The organism is Flavobacterium sp. (assembly GCF_965262375.1).
In the GTDB taxonomy this organism is placed as follows: Bacteria; Bacteroidota; Bacteroidia; order Flavobacteriales; family Flavobacteriaceae; genus Flavobacterium.
In genome coordinates this window covers 913,822-935,895 of the sequence record NZ_OZ253527.1, presented here as the reverse complement: position 1 = coordinate 935,895, position 22,074 = coordinate 913,822, and the positions used below count along the sequence as shown (strand labels likewise).

20 protein-coding genes are annotated in these 22,074 nt (G+C 35.1%); 13 read left to right on the top strand and 7 right to left on the bottom strand.

The features are described 5' to 3' along the window. Positions 1–6: 6 nt before the first annotated feature. The 7 genes from accB (at position 7) to ACQY29_RS04285 (ending at position 6,236) form a co-directional block, all read left to right on the top strand. Positions 7–498 (top strand): acetyl-CoA carboxylase biotin carboxyl carrier protein, encoded by a 492-nt coding sequence (gene accB / locus ACQY29_RS04315; protein ID WP_428224017.1) that lies wholly within the window; start codon positions 7–9, stop codon positions 496–498. A 92-nt stretch (positions 499–590) separates the two neighbouring features. After that, positions 591–1,940 (top strand): acetyl-CoA carboxylase biotin carboxylase subunit, encoded by a 1,350-nt coding sequence (gene accC, locus ACQY29_RS04310; protein WP_428224016.1) that lies wholly within the window; start codon positions 591–593, stop codon positions 1,938–1,940. 182 nt (positions 1,941–2,122) lie between these two features. Continuing rightward, a complete protein-coding gene (locus ACQY29_RS04305; RefSeq protein WP_428224015.1) occupies positions 2,123–2,386 on the top strand; it encodes a DUF2089 family protein in 264 nt (87 codons plus the stop codon). A 137-nt stretch (positions 2,387–2,523) separates the two neighbouring features. Further along, entirely contained in the window at positions 2,524–2,973 is a 450-nt protein-coding gene (locus ACQY29_RS04300) for a YIP1 family protein (RefSeq protein WP_428224014.1), read from the top strand. A 38-nt stretch (positions 2,974–3,011) separates the two neighbouring features. Further along, positions 3,012–4,391, top strand: a complete 1,380-nt coding sequence (locus ACQY29_RS04295) for an alpha/beta hydrolase family protein (RefSeq protein ID WP_428224013.1) — start codon at positions 3,012–3,014, stop codon at positions 4,389–4,391. A 77-nt stretch (positions 4,392–4,468) separates the two neighbouring features. After that, the gene (locus tag ACQY29_RS04290) at positions 4,469–5,392 is read left to right on the top strand and encodes an alpha/beta fold hydrolase (RefSeq protein WP_428224012.1); all 924 of its coding nucleotides are present in this window, start codon (positions 4,469–4,471) and stop codon (positions 5,390–5,392) included. Between the two features lie 37 nt (positions 5,393–5,429). Beyond that, positions 5,430–6,236, top strand: coding sequence for an alpha/beta fold hydrolase (locus ACQY29_RS04285; RefSeq protein WP_428224011.1), 807 nt, complete (start codon positions 5,430–5,432; stop codon positions 6,234–6,236). Here the strand turns inward: ACQY29_RS04285 and ACQY29_RS04280 are convergent. From ACQY29_RS04280 to ACQY29_RS04250, 7 genes are all read right to left on the bottom strand, one after another. Next, on the bottom strand, positions 6,209–6,886 hold the full coding sequence (locus ACQY29_RS04280) for an ATP-binding cassette domain-containing protein (RefSeq protein ID WP_428224010.1): 678 nt from the start codon (positions 6,884–6,886) through the stop codon (positions 6,209–6,211). The two genes, ACQY29_RS04285 and ACQY29_RS04280, sit on opposite strands and share 28 nt — an antisense overlap. Continuing rightward, positions 6,876–7,169, bottom strand: a complete 294-nt coding sequence (locus ACQY29_RS04275) for a hypothetical protein (RefSeq protein ID WP_428224009.1) — start codon at positions 7,167–7,169, stop codon at positions 6,876–6,878. Before ACQY29_RS04275 ends, ACQY29_RS04280 begins: the two co-directional genes overlap by 11 nt. Beyond that, positions 7,162–9,921: a PD-(D/E)XK nuclease family protein gene (locus ACQY29_RS04270; RefSeq protein ID WP_428224008.1), complete on the bottom strand. Its 2,760-nt coding sequence runs from the start codon at positions 9,919–9,921 to the stop codon at positions 7,162–7,164. Before ACQY29_RS04270 ends, ACQY29_RS04275 begins: the two co-directional genes overlap by 8 nt. A 63-nt stretch (positions 9,922–9,984) precedes the next feature. Beyond that, positions 9,985–11,400, bottom strand: coding sequence for an OmpA family protein (locus ACQY29_RS04265; RefSeq protein ID WP_428224007.1), 1,416 nt, complete (start codon positions 11,398–11,400; stop codon positions 9,985–9,987). A 106-nt stretch (positions 11,401–11,506) separates the two neighbouring features. Beyond that, positions 11,507–12,700 carry a glycine C-acetyltransferase gene (kbl, locus tag ACQY29_RS04260; RefSeq protein ID WP_428224006.1) on the bottom strand — a complete coding sequence of 398 codons (1,194 nt, stop codon included), beginning with the start codon at positions 12,698–12,700 and terminating at the stop codon, positions 11,507–11,509. A 109-nt stretch (positions 12,701–12,809) separates the two neighbouring features. Continuing rightward, positions 12,810–15,965, bottom strand: coding sequence for a UvrD-helicase domain-containing protein (locus tag ACQY29_RS04255; protein ID WP_428224005.1), 3,156 nt, complete (start codon positions 15,963–15,965; stop codon positions 12,810–12,812). A 1-nt stretch (position 15,966) separates the two neighbouring features. After that, complete coding sequence (locus ACQY29_RS04250) at positions 15,967–17,382, bottom strand: hypothetical protein (protein ID WP_428224004.1); 1,416 nt, start codon at positions 17,380–17,382, stop codon at positions 15,967–15,969. A 114-nt stretch (positions 17,383–17,496) separates the two neighbouring features. On the opposite strand from ACQY29_RS04250, the gene ACQY29_RS04245 reads away from it, so the two are divergent. The 6 genes from ACQY29_RS04245 to ACQY29_RS04220 all read left to right on the top strand — a co-directional run bounded on the left by ACQY29_RS04245 (position 17,497) and on the right by ACQY29_RS04220 (position 22,012). Then, the gene (locus ACQY29_RS04245; protein ID WP_428224003.1) at positions 17,497–18,102 is read left to right on the top strand and encodes a superoxide dismutase; all 606 of its coding nucleotides are present in this window, start codon (positions 17,497–17,499) and stop codon (positions 18,100–18,102) included. A 130-nt stretch (positions 18,103–18,232) separates the two neighbouring features. Next, positions 18,233–19,609: an MATE family efflux transporter gene (locus tag ACQY29_RS04240; RefSeq protein ID WP_428224002.1), complete on the top strand. Its 1,377-nt coding sequence runs from the start codon at positions 18,233–18,235 to the stop codon at positions 19,607–19,609. 23 nt (positions 19,610–19,632) lie between these two features. Next, a complete protein-coding gene (locus tag ACQY29_RS04235; protein WP_428224001.1) occupies positions 19,633–19,860 on the top strand; it encodes a hypothetical protein in 228 nt (75 codons plus the stop codon). A gap of 104 nt (positions 19,861–19,964) precedes the next feature. Continuing rightward, on the top strand, positions 19,965–20,579 hold the full coding sequence (locus tag ACQY29_RS04230) for a TetR/AcrR family transcriptional regulator (protein WP_428224000.1): 615 nt from the start codon (positions 19,965–19,967) through the stop codon (positions 20,577–20,579). Positions 20,580–20,606: 27 nt separating this feature from the next. Beyond that, complete coding sequence (locus tag ACQY29_RS04225; protein WP_428223999.1) at positions 20,607–21,080, top strand: acyl-CoA thioesterase; 474 nt, start codon at positions 20,607–20,609, stop codon at positions 21,078–21,080. A 41-nt stretch (positions 21,081–21,121) separates the two neighbouring features. Beyond that, positions 21,122–22,012: a hypothetical protein gene (locus tag ACQY29_RS04220; protein ID WP_428223998.1), complete on the top strand. Its 891-nt coding sequence runs from the start codon at positions 21,122–21,124 to the stop codon at positions 22,010–22,012. The last annotated feature ends 62 nt before the right edge of the window (positions 22,013–22,074 follow it).

Genomic DNA, 22,074 nt, shown 5'->3' with positions numbered 1-22,074 from the left:
AATATCATGGATATTAGAGAAATTCAAAACCTAATTAAATTTGTAGCTAAATCTGGTGCTACTGAAGTAAAATTAGAGATGGATGATTTCAAAATCACTATCAAAACTACAGCAGAAGGTGCTGAAACTACTTATGTTCAACAAGTACCTATGGCTGCTATGCCACAAATGCCTGTAGCTGCGGCTCCAGCTCCTGTTGCTGCGGCTCCTGTAGCTGTAACTCCTGTGGCTGAAACACCTGCTGATGACACTTCAAAATATGTAACAGTTAAATCTCCAATGATTGGAACTTTTTACCGCAAACCAGCTCCAGACAAACCAATGTTTGTTGAAGTAGGTTCTTCAATTGGTAAAGGAGATACTTTATGTGTGATTGAAGCAATGAAGTTATTCAACGAAATCGAAAGTGAAGTTTCTGGAAAAATCGTTAAGATTTTAGTAGACGACGCTTCTCCAGTTGAGTTCGACCAACCATTATTCTTAGTAGACCCTTCTTAATTTGACAATTTGAAGATGTGCTAATTTAAAATATTAAGTGCTCTTCAATAATTTTCAAATTTTCAAATTGTTTAATTTTCAAATTAAAAAGGATGTTTAAAAAAATATTAATCGCGAATAGAGGGGAAATTGCACTTCGTGTAATCAGAACATGTCGCGAAATGGGAATTAAAACCGTAGCGGTTTATTCTACTGCGGATGCAGATAGTTTGCATGTAAAATTTGCAGATGAAGCAGTTTGTATTGGACCAGCACCAAGTAACCAATCGTATTTGAAAATGTCAAATATTATTGCTGCTGCTGAAATTACCAATGCTGATGCGATTCACCCAGGTTACGGATTCCTTTCTGAAAATGCTAAGTTCTCAAAAATTTGTCAAGAACATAACATCAAATTCATTGGCGCATCTCCTGAGATGATCGAAAAAATGGGTGATAAAGCTACCGCTAAAGCAACCATGAAAGCAGCAGGAGTGCCTTGTGTACCAGGTTCTGAAGGTATTTTAGAATCGTTAGAAGAAGCTAAAAAAGTAGCAGCTGAAATTGGTTACCCTGTAATGATGAAAGCTACTGCTGGTGGTGGTGGTAAAGGTATGCGTGCTATTTGGAAAGAAGAAGAGCTTGATAAAGCTTGGGAAAGTGCACGTATGGAAGCTGCTGCATCTTTCGGAAACGATGGGATGTACATGGAAAAACTTATTGAAGAGCCCCGTCATATTGAAATTCAAATTGTGGGTGATTCTTATGGTAAAGCATGTCACTTGTCTGAAAGAGACTGTTCGGTTCAACGTCGTCACCAAAAATTAACTGAAGAAACGCCTTCTCCATTCATGACAGACGAATTACGTCATCAAATGGGTGAAGCGGCTGTTAAAGCGGCTGAATATATTAGCTATGAAGGAGCAGGTACGGTTGAATTCTTAGTAGACAAACACCGTAATTTCTATTTCATGGAAATGAATACGCGTATTCAAGTAGAGCACCCAATTACAGAACAAGTTATTGATTACGATTTGATTCGTGAGCAGATCTTAGTGGCTGCGGGTGTGCCAATTTCTGGTAAAAATTATTTACCTCAATTACACTCTATTGAATGTCGTATTAATGCGGAAGATCCTTATAACGATTTCCGCCCTTCTCCAGGTAAAATTACCGTTTTACACGCACCAGGAGGACATGGAGTGCGTTTAGACACTCACGTTTACGCTGGATATACAATTCCACCTAATTACGACTCTATGATCGCTAAATTGATTACTACTGCTCAAACACGTGAAGAAGCAATCAATAAAATGAAACGCGCCTTAGATGAATTCGTAATTGAAGGTATCAAAACAACGATTCCTTTCCACCGTCAATTGATGGACGAAGCAGATTATGTAGCCGGAAACTACACAACGAAGTTTATGGAAAGTTTCAAAATGAAAGAACCTAGAAATTAATACTTAAGCCTTGAGAAATCAAGGCTTTTTTTTATTTACAAACCTCCACTTCCTAGTAATAAATCAAAAATTAGTAAAGTTCTAAATCTAGATAGTATTTTAATAAAATTAAAATAGATATTGTTTATTTATACATTTGTATTCACAATCATCAATCAAAAATTCATTTAAAGAAAGTACATATGAAACTACCTATAGTATGTCCCAGTTGTGAAAGTGCGTTGCGTGTAAGTCAGATGCGTTGTGACCAATGCACTACTGAAGTCAATGGTAATTATGAATTGCCGCTCTATTTAAAACTCAGTCGCGAGGAACAAGAATTTATCTTAGAATTCTTTTTAACCAGTGGCAGCATTAAAGAAATGGCTAAACAAGCCGAACTTTCCTACCCCACCATGCGCAACAAAATGGACGATTTGATTGATAAAATACAAAAACTAAAATAACTATGAACTGGCAACTAATATTCAACCCATTTTCACTTTTTACTGAAAAACAACTAGCTGTAAGCGGTATCGCATTGACTTTTACAGGAACTGTGATAGGTTAACTATGCAATAGCTCGTTTAACGGCACCTTAGATATGCATTTAATAAAAGATAGCAACTTAGCGACTGTAGGTGCAGAAAACGCCATTAACATCAGTATAGTTACCATTTTATTATTTGCTTTAGGGAAATATTTCAATTCCAAAACCAGATTCATCGATATTTTAAATACAGCTTTTTGGTATCGCTTTCCTATTTACATTGTTGCTGTATTAAGTTACTTACTAATACCCAAAAACATTGAAGAACGCATTGTTAAAAATTTAAAAACCCCGGAAAACATTTTCACCAATCCCTTAGAAATTATTATGAGTTTGGTACTTGGCATCGCTATAATGTTATGCTTAACATACAGCATCGTTTTATTGGTTAATGGCTTTAAAACAGCTACAAACACTAAAAAATGGCAACATTGGGTCGCTTTTGGTTTTATCATTTTAATTACCGAGGGCATCACACAGTTTTTAATCAAACAATTACTATAATCATCAAAAATCAATCATTAATCAAAATTCGAACACCTATGGTAAAAATTATCACAACCACAGCTTTAGTATTGTTATCTTTTTTTGGATATAGTCAGGACATCGACGGAAGTTGGTCTGGCGAATTAGAGGTTCAAGGCATGAAACTTCCCCTAGTTTTCAACATCAAAAAAGAAGGTACTCAATTTAAAACCACTTTAGACAGCCCAAAACAAGGTGCAAAAGACATTCCTGTCAAAACCACCACTTTTGAAAATAATATTTTAGCTATAGATGCCAGCGATTTAGGCATTTCTTACACAGGTAATTACACAAATGGTAAAATTGAAGGTAAATTTAAACAAGGTGGTATGGAGTTACCCTTAGTTTTGGAACAAAATAAAGCACAGAAAGACTACACCTTCAACCGACCGCAAACGCCAAAAGAACCTTTTGACTACAACATGGAGGAAGTTACGATTCTAAATCCTATTGATAAAAACACTTTAGCAGGAACGATAACCACTCCAAAAGACAAAAAAAATTTCCCTATCCTTGTGATGATTACTGGTTCTGGCGGACAAAATCGTGACGAGGAATTATTTAATCATAAACCTTTTGCAGTAATAGCCGATGATTTTGCTAAAAAAGGAATTGCAACCTTGCGATTAGACGATAGAGGGGTAGGAAAATCGAGCAAGGTAGATAAAAAATCAACCACGGCGGACTTTGCTACTGATATTAACACGGCTGTAGATTTTTTAGTTGCTAAAGGCTATACAAACATCGGTTTAATTGGGCACAGTGAAGGCGGTATGATTGCACCTATGGTTGCAACGATGAATAAGAATGTAAAATTCATCATTTCTATGGCGGGTCCTGGTATCAAAATCCAAGATTTGATGTACAAACAAATTGAACAAGGAGGTTTATTAGCTGGAGAAAAGCCTGAAAAAGTAAAACTTGACGTCGCTACCACAAAAAAATTATATGCTTTTATAGAAAGCTACAAAGGAGCAGAACTTGCTAAAGATTTGGAAACATTTTACATCAATGAGCTAAAAAAATACCCTACAGGTTTCATCAAACCCGAAAGTTTAGAAGTTGAAGCCAAAGCTGAAATCAAACAAATAACCCACCCTTGGTTCTTATATTTTCTAAAATTCGACCCTGCACTATACATCAGCAAATTGAAAATCCCTGTCTTGGCTATTAATGGTAGCAAAGATTTTCAGGTGGATGCCATAAGCAATTTAGAAGGTTTTAAAAAAGAGCTCACCAAAGCGGGCAACAAACATTTTGAAATCGTTAACTTTGAAGGCTTGAACCATCTTTTTCAAGAATGTACAACAGGTGCCTTTTCAGAATATGTAGAAATTGAACAAACCATAGCTCCAAAAGTTTTAGAAAAGATGAGCGATTGGGTGCTTAAATTGTAAACATTATTAAATATAAGTTAAAGACTCTGATTCTAGGGTCGTTTTTTTATACATTTATTTTTTAAAATCCAATTCAGATGTACGCTTTATATTCAAAAAAACGCTTTTTAACAATTTTGCTTATTTGTTTTAGTCTTTCCCAATTCATAGCTCAAACGGAAGGTTTTGCAACCAATCTAGACAACTCAAAAACGTACTATAAAACCTTTGGTAAAGGGGAGGCTATCTTGATTATTAACGGTGGTCCTGGCATGAATAGCAATGGTTTTGAATATGTTGCTAAGAAACTCGCTACGCAATATCAAACCATTTTGTATGACCAAAGAGGAACAGGAAAATCAACTCTGAAAGAATTGAGTAGCAAAACAATTACCATGAAAGCCATGGCGGATGATATCGAAGCGTTACGCAAACATCTTAAAATAAAAAAATGGACTATCCTCGGGCATTCATTTGGCGGAATGCTCGCCAGTTATTACGCAACTATATATCCGCAAAACATTAACAAATTGATACTTTCAGCTTCTGGTGGTTTGGATTTGGGGTTGAATGAATATGTGGGACAAAATATCCAAAACCGATTGACTAAAACAGAGCAAGATTCTCTTTCATATTATAGCACAAAAATAACGAACGGGGACACCAGTAAAGCCACCATATTAGGAAGAGGTCGTGCTTTAGCTCCCGCATATTTGTACTACAAAAAGCATATTCCTGTTTTAGCTGAACGGTTAACACAAGGAAATAGTCGTATAAACGCTTTAGTTTGGGAAGATTTGCAACGCATCAAATTTGATTGTAAACCCCAACTTAAAAACTTCAAGCAACCTGTTTTGATTATTCAAGGAATGCAAGACATCATTGCACAAAAAACAGCTCTCCAAACTCAAAAAGTACTACCTCAAGCGAAATTAGTTCTCATGGATAAATGCGGGCATTATGGCTGGTTAGATGCCGAAGAAGTATATTTCAAAAATATTTTTGATTTTTTAATCCAATAAATAGATTTTACCTTTGTAGCCTACAAATAAAGATATTTTGAAATTTCACAGCTATAAAAACACCCAAATCGCCTACACACTTCATGGAACTGGAAAGTCAATCGTATTACTTCATGGTTTTTTAGAAAACAGTACGATGTGGCAAACGTATATTCCGCTATTTTCTCAGAACTATCAAGTGGTTTGTATCGATTTATTAGGTCACGGACAAAGCGAGTGTTTGGGTTACCTACATACTATGGAAGACATGGCAGATGCTGTGCATAGCGTTTTGAATCATTTGAAAATAAAAGAAGCGTTTTTTGTAGGACATTCTATGGGCGGTTACGTTTCGTTAGCTTTTGCAGAGCTTTATCCTGAAATACTGAAAGGCTTAGTATTACTCAATTCGACGGCCAAAGAAGACAGTGAGGAACGCAAACGCAATAGAGAACGTGCCATCGTTGCGGTGAAACAAAACTATAGCATCTTTGTGGGTATGTCTATCGCAAATTTGTTCAGCGAAGAAAATCGCGAACGTTTACAAGAAGATATCGAAATGGTAAAAACAGAAGCTTTAAAAACACCCGTTCAAGGTATTGTTTCGGCTTTAGAAGGTATGAAAATTAGAAAAGACCGAGAAAATATTTTACATACCGCTAATTTCGCTATATTTTTAATTTTAGGAACCAAAGACCCTGTACTAGATTACGAATCCAATAAAACACAAATTGAAGGCACAAATACCCGTTTACACACGTTTCCTGACGGCCACATGAGCCATATTGAAAATAAAAATGAATTAGGTGCGGTTTTAATCGATTTTTTTGAGAATTGCTACCCGAGCATTCCCGAAAGCGAATAGCCTTCTGATATTAATTCATTCGTATTTTGAATAGGATGAGTTTTCCCATTTTTCATTAAAATGATTGTATTTGCAACATTGAGTACATTTTGATAATCATGGTCCGTAATTATAATCCCCTTTTGTTTGACCTCTTGAACTAAAAGTGTATTAATTTTTTCTTTCATAAGGGGTGACAAACCATTGTATGGTTCATCTAACAACACAAAACTTGAAGGGTTGTGAAGTACTAATTTGATTTCCAAATAACGCAATTCTCCACCTGAGAGATGCTTAACTTTTTTATCGTAAATCTGTTGCATCATAGTATCATCAAGAAATTGTGGAATAACAGCTTTATCTATACTTAAGTGAACTACTTTTTTTACAGTTAAATACTCCGGTAAAAAACTATCTTGCGGCAAATAACTAATAGTTTTCATAGCATCCGCAATAGATTGTATCACTTGACCATTCACACGTACAAATTTATAATCCGCTGGAATCGCCCAAAAGACAGCTTTAAGAAGTGATGACTTACCTGAACCATTGCGCCCTAAAAGCCCTACAATCTGACCCGCCTGACATTGGAGGTAAACATCTGACACCACCAACCGTCCTGCATAACGCACCTGCACACTATCGACCTCCAGTAAACCTTTATTTTGCATACATTACTATTTGAATTACTTGAAGTACTATAAGCCAAAAGAAATTGAGGCCAAAAACAAACAACCATAATTGTTTTTTTGTCAATCCATTATTAAAATAAAAAAGATAGTAGTCAGAATACTTGACTTCCTTCATTGCATAACAAAAAATAGGTCCTAGCAATAAAAAGAAAATTTGAAAAGCGCTAATCCCAGCAAACAACAACCCTAGCAGTCCCATCCCTAAACTGAAAGGTAAACTTGACACATAAAACGTCCAATAATTTTCTAATCTTCTAAACATCTACTTCTTTGAAACTATTTGAAACATCCAAAATCTCAACAATCAACGCTATCAGTTCGGTTTTAAAAAACTCTAACGTGTCCTCGGTGATTTCAGTTTGCAGTTGTTTATCAACTTTAAATCCAAAAGGCATAAAACCCGCTTTCATATTTTTGAAAGAAATAATTCCTACTTCTAAAGGGAGTTCTTGTAAATGCTGTTGATACATGAGGGCATAACAAAGCAACTGTATAATTTTTTCATTTTTTAAATCTTGGGTCAGTCCCTCCCAAGTTGCAATTTTTAATTGATTTACCTCCACTTTACCCGTTTTATAATCAACAATTCGTACTACATTATTCCGAATTTCAATACGGTCCACATTACCCGATATTTTGATAGGAAAAGGGAGTCTATCATCATCAATCCAAGTGGATAAATTGGTTTCTAATTGCAATACTTTAACCGCATCACCAGCTACCAAAGTTTGTTTTTCTTGTTTTAAAAAATTAAACACATTGCGTTTTGCCACTTCAAATGCCAAAAGGTTTTTTCCTTTGGTCACCTCACCTTCTTTATACACTTCCTTAAATTGAGCATGCACTTCATCATCAGCTTTTGCCATCATTTCTTCTACATCTTGTATGGTCAAAAAACGATTTAAAACAGGTTGATATAATACTTCTAACGTTTGGTGTATAATTGTTCCAAGGGTATTCAAAGCAATGTTTTCCTCGACTTCTTCGGCTTCTCTAATAGATAGTATCCGTTGAAAATAAAACTGAATAGGATTACGAATATAAGCCGTCAAGGCAGAAGGTGAAAATCCTTTATCTGTCGCTATTTGATGCAAACGGCTTTGCACAGACTCTGATTTTGGGATTTCCATTTTTTCATAGGCAATATTTGGAATTTCAGGTTGCAGTGTTCTTTTTGTTATGGTATGATTTTGCTGTTTTTCGACTTCTAGCTGAGTGATAAACCTACTTTTTTCACCGCCATCTAAACCGTCATTTTCGGTATTATACACCAGGTAGATTTGTTTAGCACGCAACAACAAATGGTAAAAGTGGTAGGTATAAATAGCATCCTTTTCTTTGAAAGTAGGCAAACCGATTTCGCGCTTCACATCGTAAGGAATAAACGTATTTCCGCCTTTACCTGCTGGAAACTTGCCTTCGTTCATAGAAGTGATGATAACCGTTTCAAAATCTAGCACACGACTTTCTAAAACCCCCATAATTTGCAATCCAGACAAGGGTTCACCTTCAAAAGAAACCTCAGCCAAATCGATAATTTGTTTGTAAATACTAAACAACATGGTGGGACTTTCTACAAAATCATTCTTTTCGCAATAAGTAATCAGTTTATTAACCACCTTATAAATGGCATACAAAAATGTTTTGCTGATTTTATCCTCCTCGGTTTCGCTCGATAAAAAGCCTTTGATGGTCAACAAAATGGACTGTAAGCGCTGCGCAAGAATGATAGGTGTTTCATCCCATTTAGCAAAAAGCAGCTGAAATAATTCAGAAGGTTGCTCTTGCAGACTCATCAAACGCTGGTGGGTAATAAACGTTAAATTATTTTTCTTAATCACCTGCATTAAATCACTAGCATTGACAAAATTTTCAATAATAGGGTTTGAAAGAATATCTAAAATATCTTTGTAATAAAACACATAACTTGTCGGATTTCGTTGCAAGGCATGGGTATGCATCTTAAACAGTTTGTGCAATAAAACTTGAATGGGGTTATTCTTAGCCGTATATCCCATGGTTATATTCAAGCTTTCCACTTCCTTTGGCAACGAATGCAAGGTTGGAATCAATAAATTTTCATCCCCTAGCACTAAGGCCACTTTATCAAGAGAAGTACTTCCAGAATCGATAATCTCTTTTAGAATATTGGAGACAATTTTAGACTGCCCAATGGATTTCGAGGTTCCAATAATTTGGATATTTTTAGATTTAGAGAATTCGTCTACCGTCCATTCAAATGGATTTTGTTTATAAAAAGGCCAAGCATTTTTAAATCGACGTACGAATAAGCCAGTATCATGCTGGTTATCGTTTAAAAAAACACGGTCGATATCCCAAAGCACTTCTGCTTTATCGATGGCTAGTAAATGTTGAATAATTTTCTCTTCGGCTTGGTTTAAGGCATTAAAACCTGCAAATAAAAGTTTTTCAGCTTTTAATTGCTGGGCAAAAAACTCCAAATTATTAACCGCTTCACGATAAATTAACCCTTGATAACCGACTCCTTTTTGCAATAAGAATTGATAAAAAGTTTCATAATATTCGGGCATTTTTTCCCAGAATACAATTTGTTTATGAATAAGATCTGTTTTATCCTGCGGTTCAAGATTCCATCGCTTGATGACTTCAATTTCCTTTAAATAAGAAAAGACATAATCAGGTTTGATTAAATAACGGTCAATTTCGTTAAAATCTTGAATGATAATTTTAGCCCAATTCGAAAATTGTTCAAAGTCTTGAATTTCCGTTTTAGGAGTTAAGCTCAAATAAACCTCATAAAAAGAGAATAACAACTCGATATTATCCAACTGTCGAATACCTGCCAAATCTTGAACAAACTCTTCAATACTAATAATATTAGGAGCGAAAGTAAATTCAGGTAGTTGCTGTTTAATTTTATCCAACAAAAATACCCTAGCGCGCTTGTTAGGTAAAATTACCGTGGTGCTATTTAAGGCATCAGCGTATTTCGAAAAAAGATGTGCGGTGAGTTTATCAAGAAAAGTTGTCATAGGGTAAAAATAAAAAAAACGCTCCGAAATTCGGAGCGTTTCATTTAGAATATAGTAAAGAAATTATTTTACTAATTTCACTTCAACTCTTCTGTTTAATGCTTTACCAGCAGCAGTTTTGTTAGAAGCAACTGGCATAGTGTCACCGTAACCTTCAGAAGTTAAACGGTCAGCAGCGATACCTTTAGACTCTAAGTAAGCTTTAACTGCAGCAGCTCTATCTTTAGATAACTGTAAGTTTTTATCTTTTTTACCTGCGTTATCCGTGTGACCTTCAATAGCAAATTTAGCTGTTGGGTACTCGTTTAAGATAGCTGACATAGCTTCTAAAACTGGCATAGTTTTTTGTTGGAATGATGCTTTACCAGTGTCAAATAAGATAGTTTTAGCGTAATCGTTTAATCTTTTGATAGCTTCTTCAGAAACTTCAGGACATCCGTTGTTAGCAACAGTCCCTTTAACTGAAGGACATTTGTCATCTTTATCTAAAACTGAGTCACCATCAGTATCTGGCCAAGGACAACCTGCGTTATCTCTAGGACCTGCTTGGTTAGGACATTTATCTTTGTTATCAGCAATTCCGTCACCATCAGCATCAGGACAACCTTGTAAGTTAGCTAAACCAGCAACTTCTGGACAAGCGTCATCTTTATCAGCAACACCATCACCGTCAGTATCAGGACAACCGTTTAATTCTTTTTTACCAGCATCATTAGGACAAGCATCTTCTTTATCAGTAATACCGTCTTTATCTGTATCAGGACAACCGTTGAATTCTTTTAAACCAGCTAAATCTGGACAAGCATCATCCTTGTCATAAATTCCATCACCGTCAGTATCTTTTCCACCAAATTGGAAAGTTAAACCAACCATGTTTTGGATAACTGAAGGCACTCCGAAAGAGGCAACATCACGATCTGTAAAAGCTCTTTTGTATGTAGTGCTTAAAGATAAACCTACTTGCTCAGTTAACCAGAAAGTTAAAGCACCTCCAAAGTTAGCATTACCTGCAGATTGTTTACCCAAGAAAGTATAACCTCCACCAACATGTAAAGATGGATCAAACCATTTTGATCCTAATAAATTTTTCAAGCTGTAAGCAATTTTACCATCAACACCATAGTACATAACGTCTGGGTTTAAGTAAGTTACATTCCCTAGAGCATCTGCATCAGCATACTTAGTAATTTTATTTACTGACCCAACTACTCCGAAAGACCAGCTTCCGCCTACATTTCTAGCAACTGACAAATAAGAAACTGAAGGAATAATGTTTTGATTTTTAAAATCGCCATATCCAGCGAATTTGTCTTTAAAAGCTTCGAAAGAATCGAATGCACCTTTTGGTCCAGCACTTGTTCTTGTGTCTACTGAATTAACACCAAAAGATATTGCCCACGGATTGTCACTGCTTTGTGCATTTGCACCTAAACCAGCAACCATCATCATAGAAACAAAAAGTTTGTTAAGATGTTTCATACTAAATTTTTATTTGATTACAATACGTTATTGCTGACAAATGTAATAGATAGGTATTTAATTACAAAATGTATTCTTAAAAAAAATACATTTATTAGAATTATTTCTACTTAATTACCCCTAATTCTTTGCCAATTTTTGAAAAAGCAGCTATTGCTTGGTCTAAATGTTCTTGTGTATGTGCTGCCGAAAGCTGCACTCGTATACGTGCTTTATCCTTTGGAACAACTGGATAGAAAAAACCGATAACATAAATTCCTTCCTCTAATAATTTATCAGCCATTATTTGAGAAAGCTTCGCATCGTACAACATTACGGGTACAATAGCAGAATCCCCATCAACGATATCTAACCCTGCCTTTTTCATTCCTGCTTTGAAATAATTTGTATTCCACTCTAATTTATCTCTAAGCGAGGTATCCTTTTCTAATAATTCAAAAACCTTCAAGGAAGCCCCAACAATAGCCGGTGACAATGAATTAGAAAACAAATACGGTCTTGAACGTTGACGTAAGATTTCTATAATTTCTTTTTTAGCTGTTGTATAGCCACCCATAGCGCCGCCTAAAGCTTTACCTAAAGTTCCTGTGATGATATCTACGCGTCCCATTACTCCTTTGGCTTCTAGAGTACCTTTACCTGTTTGACCAATAAATCCAGCCGCATGACATTCATCTACCATGACCATCGCATCATACTTATCTGCTAAGTCACAAATTTTATCTAATGGCGCTACTAAACCGTCCATAGAGAAAACGCCATCAGTCACGATTAATTTAAAACGATGTCCTGCTTCAGTTGCTTTGATGAGTTGCGCTTCTAGTTCAGCCATGTTGTTATTTTCATAACGGTAACGAGCTGCTTTACACAAACGCACTCCATCAATAATAGAAGCATGATTTAAACTATCTGAGATAATACAGTCTTCTTCTGTTAATAAAGGTTCGAAAACACCACCATTAGCATCAAAAGCAGCAGCATACAAAATCGTATCTTCTGTCCCGTAGAATTTAGCAATGGCAGCTTCCAAATCCTTATGAATATCTTGCGTCCCACAGATAAAACGCACCGATGACATACCAAAACCATGGGTATCCAAAGCGTCTTTTGCAGCCTGTACCACTTCTGGATGCGAGGACAATCCTAAATAATTATTAGCACAAAAATTTAAAACCGTCTTCCCGTTAACAGTAATTTCAGCCCCTTGAGGAGAGGTGATAATTCTTTCTTTTTTACACAACCCATTAGCCTCTATAGAAGCTAACTCCTGCTGTAGATGTTCTTTAATTTTTCCGTACATTTTTTAAATTTTATAAAAGTTGGTTGTCTTATTTTTAAAAACGCAAAGTTCGCAAAGTAGTTGCAATGAACATAATGATTTTTGATGAATTATAAGATGATTTAAAAAATCACAAACACACAATCTCAATACCTTCTCCAATATATACCAATGCTTTTTTCTTCACCTGAAATCCCATCGCCATCAAAACCATTTCGTATTCTTCTAACTGTTTGACATATTTAGGCTGATGCATCCCGGTTTTGTAATCTAACAAATATGCATCTTTTCCATGTAGGACAATACGGTCGGGAATATGCGTTTTAGTTTCCTTTTTCAAAATCGTTTGCTCATTATACACTTGAGCCAATGGGTCAAAGTAAGCTTCCAAATCAGGATGTTTTACGATTTCCGAAACTGCTTGCTGTACCTCGGAACGTTGACCTTCGGTTATCAAACCATTTTCCACCGCTTTCGTCACCGCTAAATCAATATCATATTTGGTTTTGACATACGATAACACTTCATGCATGGTATTCCCGTACTCGATGGCTTCCAACTGTTTGCTTCCCCACATCATCGCCTCACGTTGAGCAATTTTAATACTTTCAACTGCTATTGTAGAGGTCACAGGAGCAATTGGTTCGACATGTGTTGTTTTTTTATGTCTTTCAGAAACACGCATGGCATTTCCAAAACTATACTGTTGCACATTTGGGTCAAAATCTACGCGGTCTTCGACAAATTCTATAAAATAAGACGCCAAGCTATTAGGCAAATTACCTTGTTTGTTTCGCTCTTTCCAAGAAGTAATGATATACAATTGCTCCTCTGGACGGGTTAGCGCCACGTACAACACATTAATATTGTCAAGCAAATCTTCCTGTGTTTTTTGCTGATAGACCACGGAAGCTTCTTCGCCATATCCACTCACCTTACTCGATTTGTCAATCAAGAATTTATCAAAATTGTCCGCTTCCTCTGGAGCATCCAACCACATTTTTTCGCGTTTATTGCGACTGTAATTTTCATCGGCAAAAGGAAAAATAACCACAGGGAACTCTAGACCTTTAGATTTATGGATGGTCATAATTTTAATAGCATCGGCTCCCTCTGAGGTAGGCACACTAAGTTTGTGACCGCTTTTTTCCCAATATTCAAGAAAATCAGGAATTGAAAATTGGTTTTTCACATCTTTTTCCAAAACTACGTCAAGAAAATATTGCACGTAGGCATTATTTTTAGAAAACGGAATCCCATTCAAAATCAAATATTCCACCAATTCATACAGCGATTTTCTGCGGATGTTTTGAAAATCTATCTTAATTTCAAAATCAGCCAACCAGTTTTGCAACGCCACTTCGGTAGGTTGGCCTATGCCTTGTGCAATAAAATCATGTACGGGCAAGTCGATAGCAAACGCTTTTACCAAATAATACATAGCTTCCGCAAGTGCTTCCTTATCTTTAGCATCATTAAGGTAATGCAACATATTGAGTAAGAACTTAACTTCGGAAGCTGTGTTTAACAACAAACTTTCGGAAGATATTACAGGCACATCTTGCTCAGTCAAATAATTAGCCAATAAAATCCCTTTGCTATTGCTACGAACTAAAATTACGATATCGTTTAGTGCAAAACCTTTTTGCTGTACCTCTCGAATAGTTTGTAAAGTCTTTTGCAAATACAAATCATCTTGAGTGATGTCCTCTTCCTCTACATCCGTTTCTGAATTATCAGGTTTAGGCAGAAAACTGATATGTACAAAACCTCCTTTTTTATTGGTAGGATGCTGGTAACTGTACTTTTCATACAATTCCTTATACTTTACGTCCTCAAACTTTTCTGATAAGAACTTAAAAAAATCATTATTAAAAGCAATAACTTCCTGATAACTACGATAGTTAGTTTCCAGATGCACCACTTCTTTATCGTCGTTACTGAAAGGATTAGCTTCTTTTGACAAATCGATAAATTGTTCCGCCTTACCACCACGCCAGCGATAAATAGATTGCTTAGGGTCGCCCACTAAAAGCAAAGACCCCTGAACTCCTTGTAAATCCTCGCTGGACAAGGCATTGTCAATTAACGGAATCAGATTATGCCACTGCATTTCCGATGTGTCTTGAAACTCATCAATAAAGAAATGCTTGTATTTTTCCCCCAAACGCTCATAAATAAACGGTGCAGGTTGGTTTTGAATTTGTTCGTTGATAAGTTTATTAAATTCAGCAATCGATAAAATATTCTGTTCCTCTTGAATGTTTTTAAGGCGGTTGCTCACCGTATTCAATAGCGACAGCGGTGTGATGTTTTTCAAAAAAGCTTCATACAGATTTTTCTTTTGGAACTTTTCATAAATCAACGCTACTTGTTGCAACATTTCAGGAATAATAGCTTCAATCAAGTCCTTATCTTTTGCCGTTTTATTTATCTTAATGTCATCCGCTTGATGGTAGGTTTTATTGGCTGGATTGAATTTACCTTCCGTTATGCTTTGCAAATGCTTCGGAAAATAGGCCCCTGAAAACGATTTTGTATCTATTCCTCTACTTTCAATCAAATCCAAAATGGCTTGCGCCTGTTGTTTGGTTTCAGATTCAATAGCTTCGCTCCAATCTAACAACTTATTTTTTAGGGTAATAAAATCCTGAATCGATTTATCCTGTAAAGCTATTATCTCTTCACGGTTGTTTTCGTTGGTAATTAATTTGCCCGTATTAAAAATCTCCCCAGAAACATCCCAAGACTTATCATCATCGGTTTTTTCCATGGTAAAATCGACTAACAACTTTGTCAATTCAGCATCATTACCTGCTTCAGCTACAATAGCATCAACCGCTTCTTGCAATAGTTTATCCGTGTCCAAGGATACTTCGAAAGTGACTGGCAAATTCAAATCAATAGCAAAAGAGCGAATAACTTTATGTGTAAACTTATCAATCGTCGAGATATCAAATGCCGCATAGTTGTGAATGATGTTTTTGATAATGGATTTGGCTTTAGTTGTGATTTCCGCCAAATTCAGTCCCGTATCTCGGGCAATATCCTGCATCAAATCCAAAGATTTCATAGCAGGCTCTTCTTTTGTAAAATCAAAAAGACTGTCTACAATACGGCTTTTCATTTCTTGAACCGCCTTATTGGTAAATGTGATGGCTAGAATATTTTTATACGCATCATCTTTGGGTGATGTCAATATAATTTTTAGATACTCTTTTACCAAAGTATAGGTTTTTCCTGAGCCCGCAGAGGCGTTGTATATGGTGAAGGCGTGTTTAGACATTCTATAATTTTTGAATAAGGTCTGTAGTAACGAAATACTTTTGTTTTGCGAGTTTTTCTAGATATGGCTTAAATTCAGATTTATTTTTTAGCATCATCAAAATAACCACCCTGTTTTTTTTATCTCTAAAAGCAATTACTTCAGATTTCCTATTGTATATAACCGTCTTAATTTCTGGAATATATTTTTTTACTTCAAGCAAATTCTTTTGATGATTTGAATCAAGTAGAATTAATCTAGTATTTTCGGAATTTTGAATTTTATCTTTTAGATTATTAAAACTCGTAAATAATTCTAAACTATATATTTGAAAATACTCACTTAATTCGTTTACAACTTCCATTTCTTTAAAATTTGGAGCAAACACTTGAACGGAGTTTAGTGCTATACTGTATTCATTTATAGCATTAGGCAAGGTCACTTCAAAAATTTGTATTGCTTTAACAATAAAATCTAAATCAATTTTTTTATTGGTTTCAATATAGGATTCAACCAAAGGGTAGATAGCTTTAGCAAAGGAATTAATTGTAGGTTGTGCATACCACTCACCATCATCAAGTTTCCCATTTAATTTTTTATACGTCCAACCATTTCCTATAGCAGTAGCCAAAGCTTCATCAAAGAAGGAATAAGCATATTTAGCATACATCGATTTACTACTTTTAAATGCCTCCTCTATCAAAAATTGGGTTTGTTTGTTTTGCTCTTTATAAAGTATATGGCACATTTCATGCAATACCACCCCATTATCACCAATAAGGTCTGTACTTTCAACAAAATTCCCTACACACAAGGTGTTTATATATGGATTTGCCGTTGAATGACCATTTTTACCAGGAAGCGGTGAAAGTACCACTTGAAAAGGAATGTCACGAGTCCAAGGTGTATTATAAAAATTATTTATTTTCAAGAAAAATGATGCATTAGTTGTTTCAAACTTTTTCAAGTTCTCTAATTGTATCATCGCTTTTTCTTTAATATCATTCCAAACCATTTTATCATAATAAATTTCCGCCTTTTTTAGTTGCTGATATAACTGTTGAATGGTTTCTAAGGGGAGAACCCCCATGCATTTTACTCTCATTTCTTCTAAAGTGGTTGATTCTGCTGCCGTTTTAGAAAGTAAATCATAAGTAGACATACCGAATTTTCGTGATTCTGGGTAATCTTCCTTAATTATGTTATAATAAAAATTAAGATTTTTATATTCATTACAGAGCATTTTGAATTCTGCATCGTTCAAACCGTTTTGGTCGATAAACTCTTTATAAGTAATTGAAACCCCTTGCGATGAGGGTGAAGCTGTTTCCATAAAATGAAGCACACAATAAGGCTTACTTATTTTATAAGTAAAGAAATCTTGACCGAAGCCCAAACTGCTCGTTAATAAAATTAAAGTGATTAAAATTTTTTCCATTTTAAGAATTTAATGTTTGTTTATACAGAAATAAAAAATAACTATTTCCTTATCCAAAGTTAATTGATTAATTTTGAATTCACATTTTATTAATTTTTTAAAACAAACAATATTATGGCATTTGAATTACCGCAATTACCTTATGCATACGATGCATTAGAACCACATATTGACGCTAGAACTATGGAAATCCACCATACAAAGCACCACAATGCTTATACTACTAACCTAAATGCAGCTATTGCAGGAACGGAATTAGAAGGTAAGTCTATTGAAGAAATTTTGAAAAATTTAGACCTGTCTAAGGCAGCTATTCGTAATAACGGTGGTGGTTTTTTTAATCACAACTTATTTTGGACTGTAATGTCGCCAAATGGTGGTGGTGAACCTACAGGTGAAATAGCTGAGGCTATCAACGCGGCTTTTGGAAGTTTTGCTGCTTTTAAAGAAGCATTCACTAAAGCGGGTGCAACACAATTTGGTTCAGGATGGGCTTGGTTATGTGTTAAAGATGGCAAATTAGAAGTTTGTGCTACAGCAAACCAAGATAACACTTTAATGCCAGGAATTGGTTGTGGTGGAACTCCTATCTTAGGGATGGATGTTTGGGAACACGCTTATTACTTAAATTATCAAAACCGTCGTCCGGACTACATGGAAGCTTTCTTCAATGTTATTAACTGGGATGAAGTAACAAGACGTTTCAACGAAGCAAAGTAATTAAATAATACATTTTTCACTTTAGGCTTGGGGTAACCTAAGCCTTTTGTTTTTTATTCGATCACATATGTAATGAAAAATTAAAAGTGTGTCTCAATTTTACAAGACAGAAAAAGTATCTTTGCAAACTATGAAACTTTCTACTTATACTCGCGAATTTAAAGAAAATATCAAACTGGCTTATCCCATCGTATTAGGAATGCTAGGACACACCTTGGTTGCTATTATCGATAACGTCATGGTAGGTAAATTAGGAGCTAAAGAGTTGGCCGCAGTTTCACTTGCTAATAGCTTTGTCTTTATTGGTATGTCGCTTGGAATTGGTTTTTCTACAGCTATTACACCTTTAGTCGCTGAAGCTGATGGTGAAAATAGCATTGTCAAAGGGCGAAGTGTTTTTCATCATGGGTTGGTTTTATGTACGTTTTTAGGGGTGTTTTTATTTGGTATCATCTATTTAGCAAAGCCTTTAATCGTGTATATGGGACAACCAAAAGAAGTTGTGGAGTTGGCCAAACCGTTTTTAGATTTAGTCGCTTTTTCCTTAATTCCATTAATTATATTTCAGGGATATAAACAGTTTGCCGATGGTAAGAGTGCTACAAAATATGGTATGTGGGCTAATTTGATTTGTAATGTGGTACATCTTCTGTTAAACATAGTATTGATTTACGGTTTTTGGATTTTTCCAAAAATGGGGATGTTAGGCGCTGCCGTGGGAACTGTTTTATCTAGAATCGTAATGGTCATTTATATACATTTTGCCTTACAAGAAGACCATACTATTAAACCTTATTTTGAAGGATTCAGTATCAAAGCAATTGGGAAAACCATGAGTAAGAAAATTATTGCTTTGGGCTTACCCTCGGCCATGCAAATGTTTTTTGAAGTAGCCTTGTTTACGGGTGCTATCTGGTTATGTGGCACCATAGGAACTGCGAGCCAAGCCGCTAATCAAATTGCATTAAGTTTAGCTACGTTTACTTTTATGTTCGTTTCTGGTTTAGGAGTAGCAGGAATGGTGCGTGTAGGAAATTTCAAAGGACTGCAAGACTATAGAAGATTGCAAGTGGTGGCGCGTTCTGTATTTATGTTGGCAATCATCGTACAAGGTTTTTTTGCGATTGCTTTTATGATAACCAACAATTGGTTGCCCGATTTTTTTGTGGATGCTTCTGAAGTAAGTAAAATCAAATCTAATGCGGAGGTGGTTGCTATCGCTTCACAATTAATAGTGATAGCCGCTATTTTTCAAGTTTTTGATGGGATACAAGTTACTGTGCTAGGTGCTTTGCGAGGGATACAAGATGTAAAAGTGCCAATGTATTTGACTTTTGTGGCATATTGGTTATTCGGATTCCCAATTTCTATATATCTAGGATTATTTACCTCTTTAAAAGCTACTGGTGTATGGATTGGGCTATTAGCAGGTCTGGCGGCAGCTGCAATTTTGTTATACGTCCGTTTTGAGCAATTGACAAAAAAACTAATAACACATAATGTTTAATTCTTAATTTTTAATTCAAAAATATGAGCTTACCAAAATTTGTTTTAGCCGATAATTCTGATTATCCAGATGATATTTTCATTATCCACTTAGAATATCCTCGTTTTCTTATTAACTTAAAAGATGATTCTGTGGAGTTTATTGAAGAATTAGATGATGAAGATGAATCAGAAATTGAAAGAGAAATGGAGCATTTAATCACTTTGGCGGGTGAGTTTTATGACCGCGAAATGGAACGTTACGAAGAGTAATCAGAAAGGGCAAAATTTCTTTTGCTCTTTTTTTATCAAAAAAATATACCAATTGGTATAAAAAACACGCAAAAATATACCAGTTGGTATAAAATTTTATATATTTGCAACTAAATCAGAAAGTTGCCATGACTAAAGCTGAAAAAACAAAACAGTTTATTATAGAAAAAACAGCACCCATCTTTAATGCAAAAGGGTATGCTGGAACTTCTATTAGTGATTTAATCAAGGCAACAGGATTGACAAAGGGAAGTATATACGGCAATTTTGAAAATAAAGATGAAGTAGCAATTGCTGCTTTTGAATACAATTTTCAAAAAATAGTGACTTTAGTACGTCGCACTATGGAAGACAAACCCTTAGTGGTGAACAAACTTTTAGTCTATCCAGAGATATATAGAAATTTCTTAAGTAATCCAACTTTAGCAGCAGGATGTCCAGTCACTAACACTTCTACAGAAGCCGATGATACGCATCCGATGCTACGTGCAAAAGTAGAAGAAGCATACACTTTTTGGAAAAGCACATTGGAGAATCATTTGAAAAATGGCATAGAAAATGGAGAATTAAAAAAGGATATAAATATTAACGAATTTGTCTCGGTTTTTATATCCATCATTCAAGGTGGAATTATTCAAGCAAAAGTGACCGGAAAAACCATTTCGCTAAATTATTCAATGGATTACCTAGAAAAATATATTAAATCATTAAGTATTTGATTTTGAGTGAAATTTCGTAAATTTATTATGAAAAAAGTATTAGAAAGTAAAGTTAAAATAAGATTTCCTGATTGTGATCCCTTTAATCATCTGAACAATTCAAGGTATTTGGATTATATGATTAATGCCCGTGAAGATCAATTAGCGATGCATTATGATTTTGATGTGTACCAAATGGCCAAAGAAACAGGCTTGAGCTGGGTGGTCGCTCAAAATCAAATTGCTTATTTGTTTCCTGCTTTTTTAATGGAAGAGGTGATTATTGAAACCCAACTTTTTCAAGTTTCAGAAAAAGCATTAATGATAGAAGCGAAAATGTGGGATAACAAAAAAGAAATTCTTAAAACGGTTTTATGGACCAAACTGGTGCATTATGACTTAAAAACCAACAGAAGCGCTGTACATTCAGAAGAATTAATGACCTTTTTTGGTCAAATAGTTAAACCGCTTGAGAAAGAATTGTCATTTGAAGAACGACTTGAAGAAATAAGAAAAAAATAATTAAAAATAGCCCCAATTAAAATATTCAAAAAATTAAAGTAATGGAAAAAATGAAAAAAATCTACCTTGCACTAGCCGTGATTTCGGGAGTTTTATCCGCAAATGCGCAAAATTTTAAAAAAGTTATTGGCTTTAACCATATCGAAAGTGTTACTCATGATGATGAGTTTCTATACATATCAGACATTGGTGTTGCCATGAAACCTACTGATAAAGATGGAGATGGCAAAATTTTAAAGTTAGATAGAGATGGTAAAATAGTCGATGCTAACTATATCAAAGAAAAGCTGAATGCTCCAAAAGGGCTAACTATTGCTAACGGAGTATTATTTGTAGCCGATATTGACAAGATAATTGCTTTTGAAGTAAAAACAGGCAGCAAATTATATGAAGTAGATTTTGCTGGCGAAACGACTTTTCTAAACGATATTATTGTTTGGAATGATACTACGCTTTATGTTACTGCAACTGATAAAAGTAAAATCTACAAGGTTGATTTATCGGAAAATAAATTTGAACCAATCGCGACTGATGTTGAAATAAAAGGTGCAAATGGTCTTTTTGCTGATAAAGAAAACAATAGAATTTGGGTTAATGGATTTGGCGCTAATAGTGAGGCTAATGGAGTCATGGGATATATTTCTTTAGCTGATAACAAATTCTCCGCTATAACACCTATTGAAGGCTATTATGATGGTCTATATGTTTATGATGGTGTAGTTTATTTTTCAAATTGGATGGCATTTGAAAAGAAAGGGATTATAGCCTCAATGTCATTGATTGATAAAAAAGTAAAAACGGTTGAATTATCGGAACCTATTAGTGGCCCCGCTGATTTTACTGTATTCAAAAACAGAATCATCGTACCTGGTATGCTCGATGGTAGCTTGAATTTTATCACAATTCAAAAAGAATCTCTATATATTCACTAAATATTTTAATTAGTTTGGTTTGAACCGTGTAAAGACAATCTTTACACGGTTTTTTTATTACA